The sequence below is a fragment of the Tessaracoccus lubricantis genome, assembly GCF_039544535.1.
GTDB lineage: Bacteria > Actinomycetota > Actinomycetes > Propionibacteriales > Propionibacteriaceae > Arachnia > Arachnia lubricantis.
In genome coordinates, this window is the sequence record NZ_BAABLV010000036.1 from 195,316 (window position 1) to 215,561 (window position 20,246).

The window sequence follows — 20,246 nt, forward strand, 5'->3', positions numbered from 1 at the left end:
CGGCGCCGATGTGCCTATGGGCCGATTCGGTTTCGCACGTCAAAGTTGTAGAATGGGCAAACGTGCGATTCCTTCACGGTGACCCCACCTACGACCTGACCTACAGCGACGTCTTCATGGTGCCGAGCCGCTCCAACGTGAGCTCCCGGCTCGACGTCGACCTCACCTCCACCGACGGCCTGGCCACCCCCACGCCGCTCGTGGCGGCCAACATGACGGCGGTCGCCGGCCGGCGCATGGCGGAGACCATGGCCCGCCGCGGCGGTCTCGCGATCTTCCCGCAGGACATCCCCAGCGACGTGGTGGCCGAGTCGATCCGGAAGGTCAAGGCCTCCCACCTCGTGTTCGACACCGCGGTGACCGTCTCGCTGGACACCACCGTCGGCATGGTCCTGCAGCTGATCCCCAAGCGATCGCACGGCGTCGCCGTCGTGATCGACGCGGACCGCAAGGTGCTCGGACTGGTGCACCCGTCCGACGCCGAGGGTGCCGACCGCTTCGCGCAGGCCCGTGACGTGATGACCACCGACGTGACGCTGGTGTCGGCCGACACCGCGCCGTCCGAGGTCTTCGCGACCCTGTCCGAACACCACCAGAAGGTGGCCGTCGCGGTGGATGCGGACCAGCGCCTCGTCGGCGTGATGACGCCCAAGGGTGCGCTGCGTTCCGGGATCTACTCCCCCGCCGTCGACCACGAGGGCAGGCTGCGCGCCGGCGTCGCCGTCGGCATCAACGGCGACATCGCGGCCAAGGTCCGCGCCGCGCTGGAGGGCCGTGCCGACGTGCTGGTGATGGACACCGCACACGGACACCAGGAGAAGATGATCGGCGCCCTGGGCATCGCACGCCAGGAGCGCGACCGCTTCGAGGCCGAGACTGGCCGCCGGATCCTGATCGTCGCCGGCAACGTGGTGACCGCAGATGGCGTGCACGACCTCATCGAGGCCGGCGCGGACATCCTCAAGGTGGGCGTCGGCCCCGGGGCGATGTGCACGACGCGCATGCAGACCGGCGTGGGCCGCCCGCAGTTCTCCGCCGTCCTCGAGTGCTCGGCCGCAGCGCGCGAGCACGGCAAGTCGATCTGGGCCGACGGCGGCGTGCGCCACCCCCGCGACGTCGCCCTCGCGCTGGCCGCGGACGCGGGCTCGGTGATGATCGGTTCGTGGTTCGCCGGCACGCACGAGTCGACGGGCGACCACCTCGTCGACGCGGAGGGCCGCATGTTCAAGGAATCCTTCGGGATGGCGTCGGCGCGGGCCGTGCGCAATCGCACGCGCGAGCAGTCGGCGTACCAGCGGGCCCGCGCGGCGATGTTCGAGGAGGGCATCTCCACCTCGCGGATGTACCTCGACCCCCGCCGCCCGGGCGTCGAGGACCTGATCGACTGGATCACCAGCGGCGTTCGCTCGTCGTGCACCTACGCCGGGGCCCGCGGCCTCGCCGAGTTCGCGGACCGCGCCGTCGTCGGGGTCCAGAGCGGCAGCGGCTACGAGGAGGGTCGTCCCCTCGACCGCAGCTGGTGACCGGGCCCCGGGTCAGCGACGGCGGCGGAAGCGCGGCTTGAGCCGGGTCCCGGGCAGCGGTGGGGCCTCCAGCTTGCGCAACGCGCCCTTGTAGCCGCGGACGCCGCCGAAGCGGTCGTCGTCGCGCTGCCAGGCCTCCCGCAGTTCCACGATCTCCTCGTGCCTGCGCCCGATGAAGTTCCACCACATCACGATGCCCTCCTCGAACGGGGTGCCGCCGAGCAGCATCACGCGGGCGGGCTTGTCGCTGGGGTTCGAGAGCCGCAGGTGCCCCAGGCCCGCGTCGCGCACGCCCATGATGTCCTTGTCGATCTCCACTCCGTCCATCTCGACGACGCCGGAGTCGACGAGGACGCCGTGCTCGAAGGTGGGGTCCACCTCGAACTCCCAGTCGGCCCCGGGCCGCAGGATGACCTCCGCGCCCAACAGGGGCGTCTCCGTCGTGATGGGCGAGGAGTCGCCCGCCAGCGACCCGACCATGACCTTCGCCAGGCCGCCCGGGATGTCGACGACGTCGGGACGGTGGTGTTGGAAGTCGCGGTGGGTGTCCTTCGCGTGCTCCGGCAGCACCACCCACAGCTGGACGCCGTGCAGGAACTCCGTCTGCGGCGTCGACACCTCCGAATGAGAGATGCCGTGCCCCGACGTCATCAGGTTGACCTCACCGGGCCGCACCAGGTCATGGATGCCGCCCGAGTCGCGGTGCTCGATCTCGCCGTCGAACAACCAGCTCACCGTCTGCAACGACGTGTGCGGATGGGGTGCCACGTCCATGCCGCACGTGGCCGCGACGAGGTTGGGGCCGTAATGGTCTGCGAAGCACCACGCCCCGACGAAGGAACGTTCGAGCTGGGGTATGGTGCGGCGCACCGTCATGGCCTCGGGGCCCTCGCCGAGGCTGACGAGGCGGGGATGCAGTTGCTGGATCTCGGTGGGTCCGTGGTCCTCGTGCTCACACTCGAGCACCTGGGGGGAGGTCTCCGTGTTGCTCATGGACCCACGCTACCCGCTCCCCCGGCGACGCGCCCTAGACTGCCGACCATGGTTGAGGCACTGCGCGGGTTCTTCGGGATGGATGAGGACTTCGTCAGGGAGACCCCCCGGAGGCCCAGCCTGAGCGACCTGGTCGTCGCCGTGGTCCTCGGCGTGATCTCCATGGCCTTGGTCCTCACCTATGACGGCATTGCGGACCTCAGCGGTGACGTCGACGTGTGGCCCAACCTCGGCGCCATCGCCGCAGCCGTCGCACTGCTGGCGTACCGGCGGGTCTTCCCGCTGTCGGTGATGGTGCTGTTGACCGGCGTGCACTTCGTGGCGGCGGGCAGCGCCTGGCCGTTGGTGGCCAGCATGCCGAGCATGCAGGTGGTGTACTTCCTCGCGATGTACACGGCCATGGCCTACGCCCGGCGGCGCGACACCCTTGCCCTCGCCACGGGCGCGGTGCTGCTGGCGATGATGGTGTGGCTCGTCGCCGCCGACTCCTACCAGCGTTCGATCAACCCGGACGAGTTCCAGCCCACTGCCTGGTACTACGTCGCCACCCTGCTGCTCAACGCAGCGTACTTCGGGGGCGCCCTCTGGCTCGGGCGCAACGCGTGGCGCCAGGCCCGCGACGCCGACGTGCTGGCGCAGTCCCAGGCGCTGGTCAAGGCACAGGCACAGCAGTTGGCGGAACAGGCGGTGCTGGCCGAGCGGCTGCGGATCGCCAGGGACCTGCACGATTCGGTGGCCCACCACATCTCTCTCATCGGCATCCAGACGGCCGCCGCCCGGCGGGCCATGGAGAGCAGGCCCGCGGCGGCCGCGGACGCCCTGCGCGACGTCGAGGACATGTCGCGCAGCGCGGTCGCCGAGCTGCGCTCGCTCCTCGGCTCGCTGCGGGACGTGTCCCCCACCACCGGTGTCGGTGGCTCGATGGAGGCGCTGCGCGCACTGGCTGACGAGGCCTCCACCGATGGGCTGGTCGTGACGTTCGAGCTCGTAGGCGACCCGGCCGGGGCCGACGACCTCACCACGACCCAGGGCGGGGCGCTCGTCCGCATCGCCCAGGAGGCCCTGACCAACGTGCGCCGGCACTCCACTGCGGACCACGCCCGGGTCGTCGTCCGCCTCGGCGACGACTGCACCGAGCTCGAGGTCACCGACGACGGGCTGCCCGTGCCGCGCAGCGGCGGGTCGGGCCTCGGGCACGTCGGCATGCGCGAGCGGGTCGCCGCGCTGGGCGGCACCGTCGACATGGGCCCCCGGTCAAGCCGCGGCTACCGCGTCCACGTCCGCCTCCCCCGAAAGGCCCATGCATGATCCGCGTCGCCCTCGTCGACGACCAGGCGCTGGTGCGCCGCGCCTTCTCGCTGATGCTCAGCGTCGAGGACGACATCGAACTCGTCGGTGAGGCCGGCGACGGGCACGGCGCGGTCGACCTCGCCGCGTCACGGACTCCCGACATCATGCTGATGGACATCGAGATGCCCCGCATGAACGGGCTCGAGGCCACCCGCGCGGTGCGCGAGGCCGGCGACACCCAGGTGATCATCCTCACCACGCTCGACCGCGACGACTACCTCTTCGACGCACTGGAGGCCGGGGCCGCCGGCTTCCTCCTCAAGAACTGCGAGCCCGAGCGGCTCCTCGAGGCCATCCGCACCGTCGCCGACGGCGGGGCGCTGCTCGCACCGGAGGTGACCCGCCGCGTCATCGAGCAGGCCCTGCACGCCGTCGCCAACGGCACCCACCCGCACCCGGCCATCGAGCGGTTGACCCAGCGCGAGCTCGACGTGCTCGCCGCGATGGCACAGGGGCTGAGCAACGCCGAGATCGCGGCCGAGCTGTACGTCAGCGAGGCCACCGTCAAGACGCACGTGTCCAGCTGCCTGGCGAAGCTCGGCGTACGGGACCGGGTGCAGGCCGTCATCTTCGCGTTCGAGCATGGGCTGACCCGATCTCATCCGAAGGGATGACTCCCTCCACCTGACATTTCCCCCACCGGGCCGATGCAGCGCCCACCCCCGTCACGGCAGGCTGGTGCCATGCTCGACATCATCTCAGTCACCCGTACGTTCGGTGACCTCACGGCCCTGAACGACGTGACGTTCAGCGTGCCGGCGGGCCGGTTCACCGGCTTCGTCGGCGGCAACGGCGCAGGCAAGACCACCACCATGCGGATCGTCATGGGGGTGCTCGCCCCGTCGTCCGGCGAAGTCCTCTGGGACGGGCGCCCGATCACCGCCAGTGACCGCGCCCAGTTCGGCTACATGCCGGAGGAGCGCGGCCTCTACCCCAAGCAGCCGATCCTCCCCCAGCTCGCCTACCTCGGCGAACTCCACGGCATGACGCCGCACGACGCACGTACCGCGGCACGCGAACTGCTCGAGCGGTTCAACCTCGGCGAGCGCACCAAGGACAAGCTCGAGAAGCTGTCGCTGGGCAACCAGCAGCGCGTCCAGATCGCGGGTGCGGTCATCGCGTCCCCCAAGGCCCTCATCCTCGACGAGCCGTTCAGTGGGCTCGACCCCGAGGCGGTCGACGAGATGTTCGCCCTGCTCACCGAGTTCACCAAGCGCGGCGTGCCCGTGCTGTTCTCCTCCCACCAGTTGGAGCTGGTGGAGCGGCTGTGCCACCAGATCGTGATCCTGCGCAAGGGCGAGGTCCTGGCGGCCGGCGGCGTCGAAGAACTGCGCGCTGCCGGCCCCACCCACCACCGGATCCAGGCCGACGCCGACCTCGGATGGTTGCGCGGCGAGTCCGGCGTCACCGTCATCGACCTCGACGGCCCCCAGGCAGAGGTCTCCTTCGCCGACGACGGCGTGGGCCAGCGCGTCCTCGCCGAAGCAATGGCTCGGGGCGCCGTGCGCCACTTCGCCCCCATCATCCGCCCCCTCAGCGACTACTACCGGGAGGTCACCCGATGAACACCCGCACCACCACCCCGCCGTGGATGATCGTCGCCAAGCGCGAGATCATGACCCAGATCTCCGACAAGGCCTTCTGGATCGGCACCCTGACCACCATCGGCCTCGTCGCGCTGGGCCTGCTGTTCGGCGGCCTGATGGACGGCGACACGACCAAGGTCGCCGTCGCCACTGACGAGGCCGCCCAGGTCGTCGTGAGCGCCAGCAACGACCTGCGCCCGTTGGAGCCGCTGCGCCTGTCCGAGGACGAATTGCTCGCCTCCGTGGAGGAGGGCGACGCCGCGGGTGCCCTCGAGCACAGCGCCGAGGGTGGCTGGAAGCTCACGGTGAAGAACATCATGGACACCCCGGACCTCACGGGTGCGGTCCGCGACCACCAGCTGGAGGTCAACGCCGCCGAGCACGGCGTCGACATGGCCGCCCTCTCCGTCGGCGCCGACCTCGAACTGGTGTCGCTCGAAGCGGAAGAGGGCCAGGGCGTGACCATCATGGTGGCCACGCTGGCGTTCGCCGTGCTGTTCATGCTGTCGGCCATCACCTACGGCATGCAGATCGCCAACTCGGTGGTCACCGAGAAGGAGTCACGCATCGTCGAGATCCTCGCCGCCGCCATCCCCACCCGTCAGTTGCTGCTCGGCAAGATCGTCGGCAACACGATCATGGCGCTCAGCCAGGTGGTCCTCATCGCGACCGTGGCCCTCGTGGGGCTGTCGTTCACCCAGTGGAAGGGCTTCGTGGGCATGCTGGCCCCCGTCGCCGGCTGGTTCGTCCTGTTCTTCCTGGTGGGCTTCGCCTCGCTCGCGTGCCTGTGGGCCGCAGCCGGTTCGCTGGCCACCCGCGTGCAGGACCTGAGCCAGACCACCACCCCGCTGACCATGGTGGTCATGCTCGTCTACATGGCCGGCTTCCTCGCCCGCGGCACGGTCGCGGAGGTGCTCAGCTACGTGCCCATCGCATCCACGGTGTCGATGCCGGGCCGCCTGCTGAGCGGTGAGTCCACCTGGCTCGACGCCGTGCTGGCCCTGCTGGTGGCCGTCGCCTTCATGGCCGTGGCCATCTGGGCCGGTGCCCGGATCTACCGCCGCGGGCTGCTGCAGACCAACTCGGTGCTCAGCTGGAAGGAGGCCTTCACCAAGGCCCACTGACCCGGACGACGAAGAAGCCCGCCCCCTCGCTGGGGGGCGGGCTTCTTCGCGTGACGGACGACTCAGTGCTTGTAGTCGCCGCGGTAGAACTCGAGGACCCAGCCGGAGCAGGCCCAGACGCCGACGCCCATGAACAGGATGGTGATCCACGCCTGGTGCAGCGCGGGGCCGAGGCAGATGCCGGCGGTCACGACGGCGGCCCAGAAGGGCCAGATCGACTTCGGGGCGAAGAAGCCCATGTCACCGGCGCCCTCGACGACCTCGGCGTCCTCACGGTCCTCGGGACGCGGATCGAAGTTGCGTGCCTGGAGGGTCAGGAAGGCCGCGATGAAGCCACCGAGCAGGCCGGTGGCGCCCAGCACGAACGTGCCGGCCACCTCGCCCGACACGAACCAGTAGGCCGGCGTGACGATCGCGAAGAAGATGAAGACGAACCAGAACGAATACTTCTCGGGCTTCACTTGGTGGAACCTTCCAGCTCGGGAGCGTGGGTGTCGTCGTCGAGCAGTTCGCCCGGACCGTCGATGTGGTGGGTGGCGAGCTCGGGACGAGCGGCGTCCAGCGCGGGGCTGATGGAACGCACGCGCGGCAGCGAGTCGAAGTTGTGCCGCGGCGGCGGGCAGGAGGTGGCCCACTCGAGGGAGCGGCCCCAGCCCCACGGGTCATTGACGCCCACCAGCGGAGCCTTGCGGGTGATCCACACGTTCCAGAGGAACGGGAGCATCGAGACGCCCAGGAGGAACGCACCGAACGTGGACAGCTGGTTCAGGAAGGTGAAGCCCTCCCAGGCGCCGTAGTCTGCGATGCGGCGCTGCATGCCGCCCACGCCCAGCCAGTGCTGCACGAGGAACGTGGTGTGGAAGCCGACGAACAGCGTCCAGAAGTGCACCTTGCCCCACGTCTCGTTGAGCATGCGGCCGGTGAACTTCGGCCACCAGTAGTAGAAGCCGGCGAACATCGCGAACACGACGGTGCCGAACAGGACGTAGTGGAAGTGCGCCACGACGAAGTAGGTGTCGGAGACCTGGAAGTCCAGTGCCGGTGCGGCGAGGATGATGCCGGTGAGGCCACCGAAGAGGAACGTGACCAGGAAGCCGATCGCGAAGGTCATCGACGTGTTCAGCGTCAACGATCCCCTCCAGATGGTGCCAACCCAGTTGAAGAACTTCACGCCCGTCGGCACCGCGATCAGGAACGTCATGAAGGCGAAGAACGGCAGGTTCACCGCACCGGTGACGAACATGTGGTGCGCCCACACCGACACCGACAGCGCGCCGATGGCCAGCGTCGCGAACACCAGGCCGTAGTAGCCGAAGACGGGCTTGCGGCTGAAGGCGCTCAACACCTCGGTGATCACGCCGAAGAACGGCAGGGCGATGATGTAGACCTCGGGGTGGCCGAAGAACCAGAAGAGGTGCTGCCACAGGATGGGTCCGCCCGACGACGGGTCGAGGATGTGGGCGCCCAGGACGCGGTCGGCCTCCAGCGCCAGCAGGCCCACGGCCAGCACCGGGAAGGCGATGAGCACCATGATCGAGGTGACCAGGATGTTCCAGCAGAAGATCGGCATGCGGAACATGGTCAGGCCCGGGGCGCGCATCGTGATGATCGTGGTGATGAAGTTCACCGAGCCGAGGATCGACGACAGGCCGAGGAGGTAGAGGCCCATGATCCAGAGGTCGTGGCCCATGCCGGGCGAGTGGATCGAGTTGGAGAGCGGGGCGTAGGCGAACCAGCCGAAGCTGGCCGCGCCGCCGGGCATCACGAAGCCGGTGCAGGCCATGACGGCGCCGAAGACGTACAGCCAGAAGGCGTAGCCGTTCATGCGCGGGAACGCCACGTCGGGCGCGCCCAGCTGCAGCGGCAGGATGGCGTTGGCGAACCCGGAGAACATCGGAGTCGCGAACATCAGCAGCATGATCGTGCCGTGCATGGTGAAGAACTGGTTGAACGTCTCGTAGTTCATGTAGTCCATGCCGGGGCTGGCCAGCTCCGCGCGGATGCCCAGGGCGAGCACGCCGCCGATCAGGAAGAAGATGAACGCCGTGACGAAGTACATGTTGCCGATGACCTTGTGGTCGGTCGTCGTGAAGTACTTCATGACCTGGGTGCCCAGGCGGTGCGTCTCCACGGCGGCGTGCGCCGGCGCGGCGTCGCTGACCGTGGTGCGATTGGTGATGCTTGCGCTGCTCACTTCTGCTCCTCAGGTGCGGCGGTCTGCAGGACCGCCTGCTTGGCTGGTTCGAGCTTGCGCTCGCCGGCGTTGCCGCTCTCGGCGAGTTCGCGAACCTTGGCTTCGTACTCCTCCTCGGAGACGACGTGGACCTTGAACAGCATCAGCGAGTGGAACTCTCCACAGAGTTCGGCACACTTGCCGTCATAGGTGCCCAGCTTGTTGGGCGTGGCGTCGAAGGAGTTCGAGTGGCCGGGGATGACGTCCAGCTTGAAGTAGAACGACGGGACCCAGAACGAGTGGATGACGTCGGCCGACTCCAGGTTGAACCGCACGCGCTTGTTGACCGGCAGGTACAGGTCTGGGATGCGCTCGAGGGTGCCGATCTCGTGGGCGTTGGTGCCCACGTCCGGGTTGCCCTCCTCCATGTAGTTGAAGGTCCAGGACCACTTCTGGCCGATGACGTTGATCACGACGTCGGGCTCCGAGTCCTGCTCGACCATGGCGTCCTGCGCCTTGATCGTGTAGAAGAACATGACGCCGACGATGAGGAACGGCACGAGGGTGTAGAGCAGCTCCAGCGGCAGGTGGTAGGTCGTCTGCCGCGGCGCCGGGGCGTCGCCCTCGCGGCGGCGGTACCGGATGATGGCCCAGATGATGAGGCCCCAGACGAGGCCACCGACGGCGAACGAGGCGATCCATGCGCCCAGCCAGAGGTTTCCGACATTGGGGGCCTGCTCCGTCGCGGCCTCCGGCAGGCCCAGGCGCGCCGCGCCCTCGGAGCACGCTGTCAGGGCGACCAGCGCCACGGGAAGTCCAGCTGCCAGAGCCCCACGGACCCATCGTCTCGACGGCGCAGTTTTGCCACTCACTAGTTGCCCTTCCGTTCTACCGTTTCAGCCCCTGTTTCCACCGTTGTGAGAGCAGGGGCCAGCACTGCTGGAGCCACCTTAACGCATAAAAGCCACCCCGGGTGATGCGTCTCCAACGGGGTGGCGTAGAATCGCGCGACTCGCGCGCGAGGTGGTATATGCGAAGGCTCAGTGGAACGAGTCGCCGCAGGCGCACGAGCCGCCCGCGTTGGGGTTGTCGATGGTGAAGCCCTGCTTCTCGATGGTGTCCATGAAGTCGATGCTGGCGCCGCCGAGGTAGGGGGCGCTCATCTTGTCGGTGACGACGGTGACGCCGTCGTATTCGGTGGCCACGTCGCCGTCGAGCGCGCGGTCATCGAAGTAGAGCTGGTAACGAAGACCCGAGCAGCCACCGGGCTGCACGGCGATCCGCAGCGACAGGTCGTCGCGGCCCTCTGCGTCGAGCAGGGCACGCACCTTCTCGACGGCGACATCGGTGAGGACAACGCCCTGGGCGGTCTGGGTATCGGTCACGGCTGTTTCTCCAAGTGGTTCGGATGTGTGAAGTCGCAGCGAGTCTACGCCCGACAAGCCCGAAACCCCAGAGCAGAGTCCGCACGGCAGATTCGCCGCCGGCGAACTACCAGGTCCAGGACGCCGCGATGCGGCCGGCTGCAGCCTCGAGTTCCTCGGGGCTGGAGGTGTCGTCAGCCGCGCCCTCGCGCAGCGCGTGGGCGGTCTCCAGCCCGGCGTTGCGCAGTTCGCGCGACGAGATGTAGTTGCGCCCGGCGATCGCGATCACCGGCCGCAGGTGTTGCTCCGCCCACGCCACGACCCGCTTCACCACCGGACCGCCGACCTCGTGGAACTCCATCAGCTCTGCGCCCGTGACCACCAGGTCCGCCCGGGCCAACGTGCCGCCGAGCCCGTAGCGCCCCGCCAACCACTCCAGCGGGTCGACGACGCGGCCACCGAAGGCGGTGACCAGCAGGCCCACTCCCCCAGCGGCGCCCGACCCGGGGCCGGGCTCGAGCCCGAGGCTCGCAGCCCACCGCTCGGCATCGGCATCGAAGGTCAGGATCTCCTGCAGCGTGGCACCCGCGGCGCGCAGCACCGTCGAGGCGTGGCCCTCGAGGCCGGTCAGCGGGCGCGCGACCTCACCCGGGGGCACCAGCGCCACCAGCTTGCGTCCGTGCCAGGCGGCGCGGGCTGCGGAGAGGGCCGTGGCCGGGTCCTCCCCGAAGGCGGCGAGGATGCTGCGGCCGAGGTCGTCCACCGGACACTCGGTGAGGTCGACGACCACGTCGTCGCCCTCACCGTCCGCCAGCGCCTCGGCCGCCTCCGCCGCGCTGCGGGCCCGGATGAACACCGCCCCGGGCGCAGCGACGCGGGCCGCCTCGGCGAGCGCGTCGCCGTCGACCCCGAGGGGCACGACGGCGACCTGGGCGCCCTTGCCGGCGAACGCACGCGCGATGGTCTCCGACGCGGCCGACGGGCTCAGCCCGGAGATCGCGTCCGTGGCGACGACCACCCTCACAGGACGGTGGACTCCTGGTCGCCCTCCGCCAGCTCGCCGTCGGCGTCGGGGAAGATGCCGTAGTACTCGCTGGTGGAGTCGAGGAGCTCGCGGACCTCCTCGACGCTGGCGTCAGTGTCCGGCAACACGAGGTCGGACTCGGCGATCACGTCGTCGGGCACCTCGACGCCGAGGCGGCGCACGCCCTCGCTCAGCGCCCGCAGGGACGCGGCCAGCGCCTCCTGGTCACCCTTCTCGACCGCGTCCTCCAGCTGGCGGTCCAGCTCGTTGAGTTCGATGAGGTGTTCCGGCTCGAGGACCCACTGGCCCCTGCCCATGATGCGAACGATCATGCCCGCTCCCCGCCCTGTCCGGTCTGGTAGACGTCGGGGGTCGCCTGGGGGGCGGGCTCGGTGGCCGCGCCCTGCGGGCCGGACTGCAGTTCGGGACGCGCGGCGGGGCCGCCCGTCAGCTCGGCCTTCATCCGGGCCAGCTCGTTCTCCACGGAGGAATCCGCCGCCAGGGCGTCCAGTTCGCGGGTGATGTCGTCGCGGACCGTGCCGGTGGGGTCATCGAGGGCGCCGGTGGCGAGCAGCTCGTCGACGGCGGAGGCACGCGCCTGCAGCTGCAGCGTCTTGTCCTCGGCGCGCTGGATGGCCAAGCCGACGTCGCTCATCTCCTCCGAGATGCCCGTGAAGGCCTCGTTGATGCGGGTCTGCGCCTCGGCGGCCGAGTACGTGGCCTTGATGGTCTCCTTGCGGGTGCGGAACGCATCGACCTTCGCCTGGAGGCGGGAGCTGGCGCGCACCAGCTTCTCCTCCTCGCCCTGCAGCTGCGCGTGCTGGGCCTGAAGGTCGTCGAGCTGGGTCTGCAGGCCGGCCTTGCGGGTCAGCGCCTCCCGTGCCAGGTCCTCGCGGTTGGATTCGAGCGCACGCTGGGCGGCCGACTGCAGCCGCTCCACCTCCGAGTTCAGCTTCGACGCCTGCAACTCCACCCGCTTGCGGCTGGTGGCGACGTCGGCCACGCCGCGACGCACGTTCTGCAGGAGTTCGAGTTGCTTCTGGTACGAGTAGTCAAGCGTCTCGCGCGGGTCTTCGTACTTGTCGAGCGCCTTGTTGGCCTTCGACCGGAAGACCAGAGCGATGCGTTCAAAAATGCTGGCCACGAGGTGTCCTTCCAGGAACGTGCGGTGTTCAACCTCGAGGTTAGCGCGCATCCGGAGCCACGGCAGCCCCAGAGGCCCCTGAGCTGACCCTGAACACGCGGGAGCGCCCGGTATGATGGGCCGCCGAACCCCCTCCGACCAGAAGGACTCCCCGCCGTGGCCCTCTTCCGCCCCTACGAGCGCAAGCAATCGACGTCGACAGACCGCATGGCGGCGCTCACCCCGAAGGGCGCCAAGGCCGCGGCGAAGGCGGAGAAGGCGGCGGCGCAGCCCTCGACGCCGGTGGAGCCCGTCGTCGAGCCCCCCGCGCAGAAGATCAAGGTCACGCGCAAGAAGGAGGGTGCCACCCCCAGCCGCCGGCAGGCCGAGGCGGCCCGCATGGACCGGCTCCACCCCACCCTGACCCCGAAGCAGCAGCGCAAGGCGGACGCCCAGGCCCGTTCGCAGGCGCGCATGGACGCGTGGGAGCGCACGGAGAACTCCCCCGCCCGTGCCCTCGCCCGCGACTACGTCGACACCCGCTGGACCGTCGCAGAGTTCATGCTGCCGGCGATGATCCTCGTCATGGTGGGCGTCATGGTCACCATGCAGAACCCGGTGCTCTCGAGCTACATCGCCATGGGCCTGTGGGTGCTGTTGGCCATCACCATCATCAACGTGGCGATCATGTGGCGCGGCTTCAAGAAGTTGCTCGCCGAACGGCACCCGAACGAGCCCAGGCGCGGCCTGCTGGTCTACATGTTCAACCGCGCCCTCATGATCCGCCGCTTCCGTCAGCCCGGGCCGCGCGTCAAGCGCGGCGAGGCGATCTGAGCCAGGGGCAGCCGTGAGCTACCGCTGGCGGCCCACCGCCGGGACCTACGCCGAATCCGACCTGGCGGCTGACGGCCTGGTGCAGGAGTTCGACGACCAGACGCGCGCCGAGGAATGGCTCACGCTGTTCTTCGACGACCTGTTGGAGCACGGCGTCACGGAGGTGAGCCTATACGAGGAGGACCGCCTCGTGTACGGCCCGATGTCGCTCAATCCCTGAGGCCCGCTCGGGCCTCGCTGCCCTTGGCCGCCCTCGCCGCGACCACGTCCTGGCGCAGGAGCCAGCCGCCGAACGCCGCCATGCCCAGCCCCGTGGCCACCGCGAACGGGGCCTGGCTGCGGGCCACCGCGACCCGCTCCTCGTAGGTCTGCACCTGTCCGGTGTGCTCGTCGGTGCGGCTGGAGTACTCACACGTGTCGCCGGGGCCCATCTCGACGCCCCGACACATCATGGTCGGCGACACCCACGACGCCACCGCCCACGCCACGATGGCGATCCCGGCGACGACGAATGCCCACAGCCCGACACGCTTCATGCCGCACAAGGTAGCAGCCCGCCGGCGGAAGGACCCTGTTGGCTAGGCTGGCCGCGTGACTGAACTGTGCCCTGAACTCACCCTGTCCACCACCCTCCCCAAGCGCGCCGACGCGGTGCTGCTGGGCATGGCGACCATCAACCAGGACGAGCCGGCCCTCGTCGGCCTGCTGCCCGCCCTGGACAAGGCGTGCCAGAAGGCCTACGGCACCAACGTCGCCGCCATGGCCGACGCGATGGGCGCCGCCGCGAAGGAGGGCTCCGTCGTGGCCCTGCCCGCCGTCGACGGCACGCGCATCTTCGTCGTGGGTCTCGGCAGCGCCGACGTGACCCCCGACGGCGTGCGCACCGCTGCGGGCAACGGCCTGCGCACCATCGCCGCGCTGCCGGACGTGGCCGGCCTCGCCGTCGCGGTGTCCCTCGAGCTGTCGGACCCCGAACTGATCCAGGCCGCCGGCGAGGGCGCGCTGCTCGGCGCCTACCGCTTCACCCCGATCAAGGCGGAACCGGGCCCCGCGCCGATCGAGTCGGTGACGGTGGTCTCGCCCGTCGCCAGCAGCGCCGCCAAGGCCGCCGTCGAGTCTGCGGCCGTCGTCACCGAGGCCGTGTGCCAGGCCCGCACGTGGACCAACACTCCCCCGAACCTGCTGTACCCGGAGACCTTCGCCGAGGCGGCCCGCGCGTACCTCAAGGACCAGAAGGTCACCGTCGAGGTGCTGGACGAGAAGGCGCTGGAGAAGGGCGGCTACGGCGGCATCCTCGCCGTCGGCGGCGGCTCGGCCCGGAAGCCGCGTCTCGTGCGGATGTCCTACGCGCCGCGCGGCGCCACCGCGCACCTCGCGCTGGTGGGCAAGGGCATCACGTTCGACTCCGGCGGGCTCGACATCAAGCCGGCGGGCCAGATGGCCGGCATGAAGTTCGACATGTCGGGCGCCGCGGCGGTCATCGCCGCAGTCCATGCCATCGCCGAGACCGGTCTGCGCATCAAGGTCACCGGCTACGCGGCCCTGGCAGAGAACCTGCCGTCGGGCACCTCCTACCGCTCCAGCGACGTGCTGACGATGTTCGACGGCCAGACGGTCGAGAACTACAACACCGACGCGGAGGGTCGGCTCGTCATGGCTGACGCGATCGGCCGTGCGGCGCAGGACTCGCCCGACCTGATCGTCGACGTGGCCACGCTCACGGGCGCCTGCATGGTGGCGCTGGGCCTGCGCACCGGTGGGCTGATCACCAACGGTGAGGAAACCTCCGACCTGCTGCTCGACGCCGCGGAGTCCGCCGGCGAGGACTTCTGGGAGTTGCCGCTGACCGACTACGTCCGCGGGCTGCTGAAGTCGACGGTGGCCGACATGCGCTCGGGCGCCTCGAACCGCTGGGGCGGGGCCCTGGTGGCTGGCGCGTTCCTCGAACGCTTCGTCCCGGAGGGCATCGGCTGGGCGCACCTGGACATCGCGGGCCCGGCGGAGAACCCGGAGGAGGCCTACGGGTACACGCCCAAGGGCGGCACCGGGGTCGGCGTGCGCACCCTGGTCGCCTTGGCGGCTCACCTGGCCGCGCGCTGATCTCGTACTCAGCCGCGGGGGCCGCGCAGGTCCGGATCCGCGGAGGTCGGGTGAAGAAGGGCGCGAGTGTTCCCCGTGCTGCCGCGGGCGACGTTCGGTGGTCGCGTCACGGCGTGGACTCTGAACTCGCGCCCTTCAACACCCGTCCTCCGCTTCGACCCCTCACACGCGACGTGGTTGCGTCCGACACCGTACGCGGCCAAGTCCCCGGAGCGCCCGGCGACGGGGTGGGTCCGGCAGTTGGCCGCCGAGTCCGGGCAACAACTACCCCGGCGCGGGTCGGGTCCGCCTCACGCACTTGCACACCCCCGCCACCGGCCACTCCTTCACGCCTGGGCGGCCACAGCCGCCGGGCCCAACCCCCAGCAGGCGCAAGGGACCAGCCGTGGGGAAGGGGGCGGGTTCAGGGTAGGCTCGGGCGTTCGGGAGAGGCCGTTGACCGCGTCAGGGCCGCAACCATCCCCCGGGGTCTTCGCGCAACGGCCGATGGGCTCCCGTTGGGCGAGAACCCGCCCCCTTCCCCACGGCGCACCGGCTTTGGTTCGAACCACGACCTGCCCGGGGCTCAGCGGCCGTCGGCTGCGCGGCGGGCCTCCTGCTTGGCCTTCAGGCCGTATTCACGCATGCGCTTGGGGTAGGGCACCACGCCGGCGTCGTAGCACGGGATGTGGTGCGCATCGGCGAACTCGTAGCCGTATTCCGCACTGGGGAGGCCCCGTCGGGTGGACTCGCCGTCCGCGGCCACGAGGAGGATCGAGGGCTTGTTGAACGACGTGGGCTGCTCCACCCAGGCCTCGACGCCTCGGCGGGTGGTCACGAACGCGCTCAGGTGCTGGAACAGGGCGTCGGCGATCTCCTTCGAGTCGCGCGCCGCCTCGGCCTGCTTCTTCTTGCGTCGGAACCATCCCACGAAAGCCATTATGCCCAGTGGCAGGAAGCGCGGCGGGCCAGCCCCGCCCAGGACGTGAAAGACTGGCGCCCATGACGCACCCGTTCGACCTGGCCATCCTCGGCGCCGGTTCCGCCGGCTATGCCTGCGCGCTGCGGGCCGCCCAACTGGGCCTCCGGGTGGCGCTGTTCGACGACACCCCCGTCGGCGGCACGTGCCTGCACCGGGGCTGCATCCCCGCCAAGGCGTGGCTGCAGGCCGCGAAGGTGCGCAGCACCGTGGCGAAGGCCGACGCGTTCGGCATCGGCGCCACGCTCGGCGACACCGACGTGCCGGCGCTGCGGCGCTACGTCGACGGTGTCATCAAGCCGCTGCACAAGGGCCTGGCCGGCCTCATCGCGGCCCGGGGCATCACGCTGGTGCAGGAGCGCGGCATCGTCTCCGTCGACGACGGCGGGCCGGGGGTCGAGGTCGGCGACGCCCGCTACCAGGCCAGGGCCGTGGTGGTGGCCACCGGGGCGCGGCCTGTCACGCTCGGCCTGCCGGTCGACGGCGAACGCGTCCTCACCAGCGACCACGCCCTGCGCCTCGACGCGCTGCCCGCCTCCGCGATCGTGCTGGGCGGCGGCGTGATCGGCGTCGAAATCGCGTCCCTGTGGACGGACCTCGGCGTCGCCGTGACCCTGGTCGAGGCCATGGACCGGCTCCTCCCGGGCGAGGAGCCCGCCCACTCCAGCATCCTCAAGGCCGAACTCATCAGCCGCGGCATCGACGTGCGGCTGGGCGCGACCCTCACCGACGTCGAGGTCGGCGACGGCGTGACCGCCAAGGTCGGCGCGGCCGGGGTCAGCGCCGACGTGCTCCTGGTGGCGGTCGGCCGCAGGCCGGCCACGGAGTCGCTCGGCCTCGCCGAGGCCGGCGCCTCGCTGTCGGATTCGGGCCACGTGGTCGTCGACGAGAACCTCCAGACCTCGGTGCGCGGCGTGTTCGCGGCGGGCGACGTCGTGGCCGGCCCGCAACTGGCGCACCGGGGCTACGCGCACGGCCTGTTCCTCGCGGAGCGGATCGCCCAGCTGCAGGGGCGACACCCGGGGCGCCCCACCCTTCCCCGTGACCGCGACATCCCCCGCATCACCTATTCCTCCCCGCAGCTGGCCTCGGTGGGGCTGACCGCCGAACAGGCCGGGCCGGACGCCGAGGTCGTCGACTACCCGCTCTCCGGCAACGGCCGCAGCCGGATCCAGAAGGCTCCGGGGGTGCGCGACAGCGGACGGGTGCGGCTGGTGCGTGAGCCGGGAGGCGCCATCGTCGGCGTCCACCTGATCGGCGAGGAGGTCGGCGAGTTGATCGGCGAGGGAGCGCTGCTGGTGGGCTGGCAGGCGACCCCCGAGGACGTCGCCGGAATCGTCCACGCCCACCCCACGTTGGGCGAGTCCCTCGCGGAGGCGAACTGGGCGCTCAGTGGACGACCACTGCACATGCATGGCTGAAATGCCATATAGGGTGGGAAACAATCACGGTACGCAAAGGAGCCACAACCACATGTCAACCGAAGTCACCCTCCCAGCATTGGGCGAATCCGTCACGGAAGGCACCATTTCTCGCTGGTTGAAGGCGGTCGGAGACGCTGTCGAGGCCGACGAGCCGTTGCTCGAGGTCTCTACCGACAAGGTCGACACCGAGATCCCCAGCCCGGTTGCGGGCACGCTCCTCGAGATCCGCTTCGAGGAGGACGACGTGGCTGAGGTCGGCGCCGTGCTGGCCGTTATCGGCGAGGCCGGCGAATCGCCCGCCGCCAGCGACGAGGCACCGGCTGCCGAGGCCGCTCCCGAGCCGCAGCCCGAGCCCGAGCCCCAGGCCGCCGAGGAGGCCCCCGTCGCGGAGGCCGCGCCCGCGGCCGAGCAGCAGGCCGCTGCCGCCCCGGCCGGTGGCGGCTCCGCCTCCGGCACCGAGGTGACACTCCCCGCGCTGGGCGAATCGGTCACCGAGGGCACCATCTCCCGCTGGCTCAAGGCCGTCGGCGACACCGTCGAGGCCGACGAGGCGCTCCTCGAGGTCTCCACCGACAAGGTCGACACCGAGATCCCCAGCCCCGTGGCCGGCACGCTCCTCGAGATCCGTTTCCAGGAGGACGAGACCGCCAACGTCGGCGACGTGCTCGCCATCGTCGGTGACGCCTCCGCAGCGGCCGCCGCCCCGGCCCCCGAGGCCGCCCCCGCCCCGCAGGCCGCTCCTGAACCCACCCCGGCCCCGCAGCCCGAGCCCACCCCGGCACCGCAGGCACAGCCCGCTCCGCAGGCCCAGCCCGCACCGCAGGCCCAGCCCGAGCAGAAGAAGGAGGAGCCGAAGCAGGAGCACTCCGCCGCCGTCGAGGCAGCCGTTGCGCGCCGCGCCGCTGAGGCCTCCGCCGATGGCACCTACGTGACCCCGCTGGTGCGCAAGCTCGCCAAGGAACACGGCGTCGACCTGAGCTCCGTCAAGGGCACGGGCGTCGGCGGCCGCATCCGCAAGCAGGACGTCGTCGACGCGGCCGAGGCCGCAAAGAAGGCCCCCGCCGCCGAGGCCCCGAAGGCCGCTGCTCCCGCCGCTCCCGCCGCCGCTGCCCCGAAGGCCGCCCCCGCGGCTGCCGAGCAGGTCCGCGGCAAGACGGAGAAGCTCTCCCGCCTGCGCAAGGTCATCGCCTCGCGCATGGTGGAGTCGCTGCAGACCTCGGCCCAGCTGACCGCCACCGTGGAGGTCGACCTCACCGCGATCAGCCACATCCGCAACCAGGTCAAGGACGACTTCAAGCGTCGCGAGGGCGCTTCGCTGTCGTACCTGCCGTTCATCACGGCCGCCGCGGTGGAGGCGCTCAAGCAGTTCCCGATCGTCAACGCCACGATCGACACCGAGGCCGGCACCATGACCTACGCCGACGGCGAACACGTCGGCATCGCGGTCGACACCGAGCGCGGCCTGCTCGTGCCCGTCATCAAGGACGCCGGTGACCTCAACCTCACCGGACTGGCAAAGAAGATCGGTGACCTCGCCGCCCGCACCCGCACGGGTCAGGTCGGCCCGGACGAGCTCTCGGGTGGGTCGTTCACCATCACGAACTACGGTTCGGCCGGCACGCTGTTCGACACCCCGATCGTCAACCAGCCCCAGGTGGCCATCCTCGGCACCGGCGCGCTCGTGAAGCGCCCGGTCGTCGTCGAGGACCGCTTCGGCACGGAGTCGATCGCGATCCGCCACATGATGTACCTCTCGCTCAGCTACGACCACCGCCTGATCGACGGCGCGGTCGCGGCGCGCTTCCTCTCCGCCGTGAAGGAGCGCCTGGAGGACGGCGACTTCGGCGGCGAGTTCGGCATCTGATCGCCAGCTCGTCCCACGAGACAGGAACCCCCGGCCTTGGCCGGGGGTTCCTGCGTCTGATTTGATGACGGACGTGTTCATCGGCATCGGTACCGTCGTCAACGTGGCCACCGTCATCGTCGGCTCGCTCATCGGGCTGGCGCTCGGCAACCGCATCCCTGAACGCACGAAGGACACCGTCACCTCGGTGCTCGGCCTGTTCACGATGGTGCTGGGCGGGTTCTCCGTCGTCTCAATGAACAGCGCGGCCCTGGCAGCCGACGTGGGGCGTTCCGCGATGATCGTCGTGCTCGCCTCGTTGCTGACCGGCACGCTGTTGGGCTCCTGGCTGCGGGTCGAGGACCGCCTCGAACAGGGCGCCCACTGGATCCGGACCAGGTTCAGGGGCGCGGGCGACGAGAACCGCTTCGTCGACGGCCTGGTCATCGCCACCCTCGTGTTCTGCGTCGGCCCTCTCACCATCCTCGGCTCCATCTCCGACGGGCTGGGCCGCGGCGCGGACCAGCTCCTGGTCAAGGCCACCCTGGACGGCTTCGCCGCCATGGCGTTCGCCTCGACGTTGGGGTGGGGCGTCCTGGCGTCCGCCGCCGCCGTCGGGGTCCTGCAGGGCTCGCTGACGCTGCTGGGATACCTCGCCGGCGACTTCCTCTCCGCCGCGCAGGTCGACGCGCTGACCGCCGCGGGCGGGGTGATCCTGCTGGGCCTGGGCCTGCGGCTGCTGGCCGTCAAGCAGCTCCCCGTCGGCGACCTCCTGCCCGCCCTGCTGCTCGCGCCCGTGTTCACGTGGGCCGCCGGATTGATCTGAC

Annotated in this window: 21 protein-coding genes; 11 read left to right on the forward strand and 10 right to left on the reverse strand. The window is 70.3% G+C overall.

The genetic code is table 11. The annotated features are described in order from the left end of the window. Positions 1–8 precede the first annotated feature (8 nt). Positions 9–1,523: a GuaB1 family IMP dehydrogenase-related protein gene (locus ABEA30_RS12020; RefSeq protein WP_345583142.1), complete on the forward strand. Its 1,515-nt coding sequence runs from the start codon at positions 9–11 to the stop codon at positions 1,521–1,523. 12 nt (positions 1,524–1,535) lie between these two features. On the opposite strand, the gene ABEA30_RS12025 is transcribed toward ABEA30_RS12020, so the two are convergent. Further along, the gene (locus ABEA30_RS12025) at positions 1,536–2,516 is read right to left on the reverse strand and encodes a pirin family protein (RefSeq protein ID WP_345583144.1); all 981 of its coding nucleotides are present in this window, start codon (positions 2,514–2,516) and stop codon (positions 1,536–1,538) included. Positions 2,517–2,564: 48 nt separating this feature from the next. Here ABEA30_RS12025 and ABEA30_RS12030 point away from each other — a divergent pair, with 48 nt between their 5' ends. The 4 genes from ABEA30_RS12030 (at position 2,565) to ABEA30_RS12045 (ending at position 6,576) form a co-directional block, all read left to right on the forward strand. Continuing rightward, positions 2,565–3,824 carry a sensor histidine kinase gene (locus ABEA30_RS12030; RefSeq protein WP_345583145.1) on the forward strand — a complete coding sequence of 420 codons (1,260 nt, stop codon included), beginning with the start codon at positions 2,565–2,567 and terminating at the stop codon, positions 3,822–3,824. Then, positions 3,824–4,480, forward strand: a complete 657-nt coding sequence (locus ABEA30_RS12035; RefSeq protein ID WP_345583525.1) for a response regulator transcription factor — start codon at positions 3,824–3,826, stop codon at positions 4,478–4,480. The genes ABEA30_RS12030 and ABEA30_RS12035 overlap by 1 nt, the downstream gene beginning before the upstream one ends. A gap of 69 nt (positions 4,481–4,549) precedes the next feature. Further along, on the forward strand, positions 4,550–5,431 hold the full coding sequence (locus ABEA30_RS12040) for an ABC transporter ATP-binding protein (RefSeq protein ID WP_345583147.1): 882 nt from the start codon (positions 4,550–4,552) through the stop codon (positions 5,429–5,431). Continuing rightward, positions 5,428–6,576, forward strand: a complete 1,149-nt coding sequence (locus ABEA30_RS12045) for an ABC transporter permease (protein ID WP_345583149.1) — start codon at positions 5,428–5,430, stop codon at positions 6,574–6,576. Before ABEA30_RS12040 ends, ABEA30_RS12045 begins: the two co-directional genes overlap by 4 nt. A 62-nt stretch (positions 6,577–6,638) precedes the next feature. Here ABEA30_RS12045 and ctaF read toward each other — a convergent pair whose 3' ends face one another. The 7 genes from ctaF to ABEA30_RS12080 form a co-directional block, all read right to left on the reverse strand. Further along, a complete protein-coding gene (ctaF, locus tag ABEA30_RS12050; RefSeq protein WP_345583151.1) occupies positions 6,639–7,037 on the reverse strand; it encodes an aa3-type cytochrome oxidase subunit IV in 399 nt (132 codons plus the stop codon). Beyond that, positions 7,034–8,770: an aa3-type cytochrome oxidase subunit I gene (gene ctaD / locus ABEA30_RS12055; protein ID WP_386086124.1), complete on the reverse strand. Its 1,737-nt coding sequence runs from the start codon at positions 8,768–8,770 to the stop codon at positions 7,034–7,036. Before ctaD ends, ctaF begins: the two co-directional genes overlap by 4 nt. Beyond that, entirely contained in the window at positions 8,767–9,621 is an 855-nt protein-coding gene (gene ctaC / locus ABEA30_RS12060) for an aa3-type cytochrome oxidase subunit II (protein ID WP_453827674.1), read from the reverse strand. Before ctaC ends, ctaD begins: the two co-directional genes overlap by 4 nt. Positions 9,622–9,789: 168 nt before the next feature. Further along, positions 9,790–10,134, reverse strand: a complete 345-nt coding sequence (locus ABEA30_RS12065) for a HesB/IscA family protein (protein ID WP_345583153.1) — start codon at positions 10,132–10,134, stop codon at positions 9,790–9,792. A 106-nt stretch (positions 10,135–10,240) separates the two neighbouring features. Then, positions 10,241–11,137 (reverse strand): glycerate kinase, encoded by an 897-nt coding sequence (locus ABEA30_RS12070; protein WP_345583155.1) that lies wholly within the window; start codon positions 11,135–11,137, stop codon positions 10,241–10,243. Beyond that, positions 11,134–11,469, reverse strand: coding sequence for a PspA-associated protein PspAA (gene pspAA, locus ABEA30_RS12075; protein ID WP_345583157.1), 336 nt, complete (start codon positions 11,467–11,469; stop codon positions 11,134–11,136). The genes ABEA30_RS12070 and pspAA overlap by 4 nt, the downstream gene beginning before the upstream one ends. Further along, a complete protein-coding gene (locus ABEA30_RS12080) occupies positions 11,466–12,281 on the reverse strand; it encodes a PspA/IM30 family protein (protein WP_345583159.1) in 816 nt (271 codons plus the stop codon). The genes pspAA and ABEA30_RS12080 overlap by 4 nt, the downstream gene beginning before the upstream one ends. Before the next feature lie 156 nt (positions 12,282–12,437). Here ABEA30_RS12080 and ABEA30_RS12085 point away from each other — a divergent pair, with 156 nt between their 5' ends. Both ABEA30_RS12085 and ABEA30_RS12090 read left to right on the forward strand, forming a co-directional pair. Continuing rightward, on the forward strand, positions 12,438–13,094 hold the full coding sequence (locus ABEA30_RS12085; protein ID WP_345583161.1) for a DUF3043 domain-containing protein: 657 nt from the start codon (positions 12,438–12,440) through the stop codon (positions 13,092–13,094). Between the two features lie 13 nt (positions 13,095–13,107). Next, positions 13,108–13,314, forward strand: a complete 207-nt coding sequence (locus ABEA30_RS12090; RefSeq protein ID WP_345583163.1) for a hypothetical protein — start codon at positions 13,108–13,110, stop codon at positions 13,312–13,314. On the opposite strand, the gene ABEA30_RS12095 is transcribed toward ABEA30_RS12090, so the two are convergent. Then, a complete protein-coding gene (locus ABEA30_RS12095; protein WP_345583165.1) occupies positions 13,304–13,630 on the reverse strand; it encodes a hypothetical protein in 327 nt (108 codons plus the stop codon). The genes ABEA30_RS12090 and ABEA30_RS12095 overlap by 11 nt on opposite strands. A 55-nt stretch (positions 13,631–13,685) precedes the next feature. Between ABEA30_RS12095 and ABEA30_RS12100 the strand changes: the two genes are divergently transcribed. Then, on the forward strand, positions 13,686–15,194 hold the full coding sequence (locus ABEA30_RS12100) for a leucyl aminopeptidase (RefSeq protein WP_345583167.1): 1,509 nt from the start codon (positions 13,686–13,688) through the stop codon (positions 15,192–15,194). A 565-nt stretch (positions 15,195–15,759) separates the two neighbouring features. On the opposite strand, the gene ABEA30_RS12105 is transcribed toward ABEA30_RS12100, so the two are convergent. Beyond that, positions 15,760–16,104: a hypothetical protein gene (locus ABEA30_RS12105; protein ID WP_345583169.1), complete on the reverse strand. Its 345-nt coding sequence runs from the start codon at positions 16,102–16,104 to the stop codon at positions 15,760–15,762. Between the two features lie 71 nt (positions 16,105–16,175). Between ABEA30_RS12105 and ABEA30_RS12110 the strand changes: the two genes are divergently transcribed. The 3 genes from ABEA30_RS12110 to ABEA30_RS12120 all read left to right on the forward strand — a co-directional run bounded on the left by ABEA30_RS12110 (position 16,176) and on the right by ABEA30_RS12120 (position 20,245). Further along, positions 16,176–17,573, forward strand: coding sequence for a dihydrolipoyl dehydrogenase (locus ABEA30_RS12110; protein WP_345583171.1), 1,398 nt, complete (start codon positions 16,176–16,178; stop codon positions 17,571–17,573). Between the two features lie 52 nt (positions 17,574–17,625). Then, the gene (gene sucB / locus ABEA30_RS12115; protein ID WP_345583173.1) at positions 17,626–19,440 is read left to right on the forward strand and encodes a 2-oxoglutarate dehydrogenase, E2 component, dihydrolipoamide succinyltransferase; all 1,815 of its coding nucleotides are present in this window, start codon (positions 17,626–17,628) and stop codon (positions 19,438–19,440) included. Positions 19,441–19,504: 64 nt separating this feature from the next. Further along, a complete protein-coding gene (locus ABEA30_RS12120) occupies positions 19,505–20,245 on the forward strand; it encodes a DUF554 domain-containing protein (protein WP_345583175.1) in 741 nt (246 codons plus the stop codon). Position 20,246: the final 1 nt, after the last annotated feature.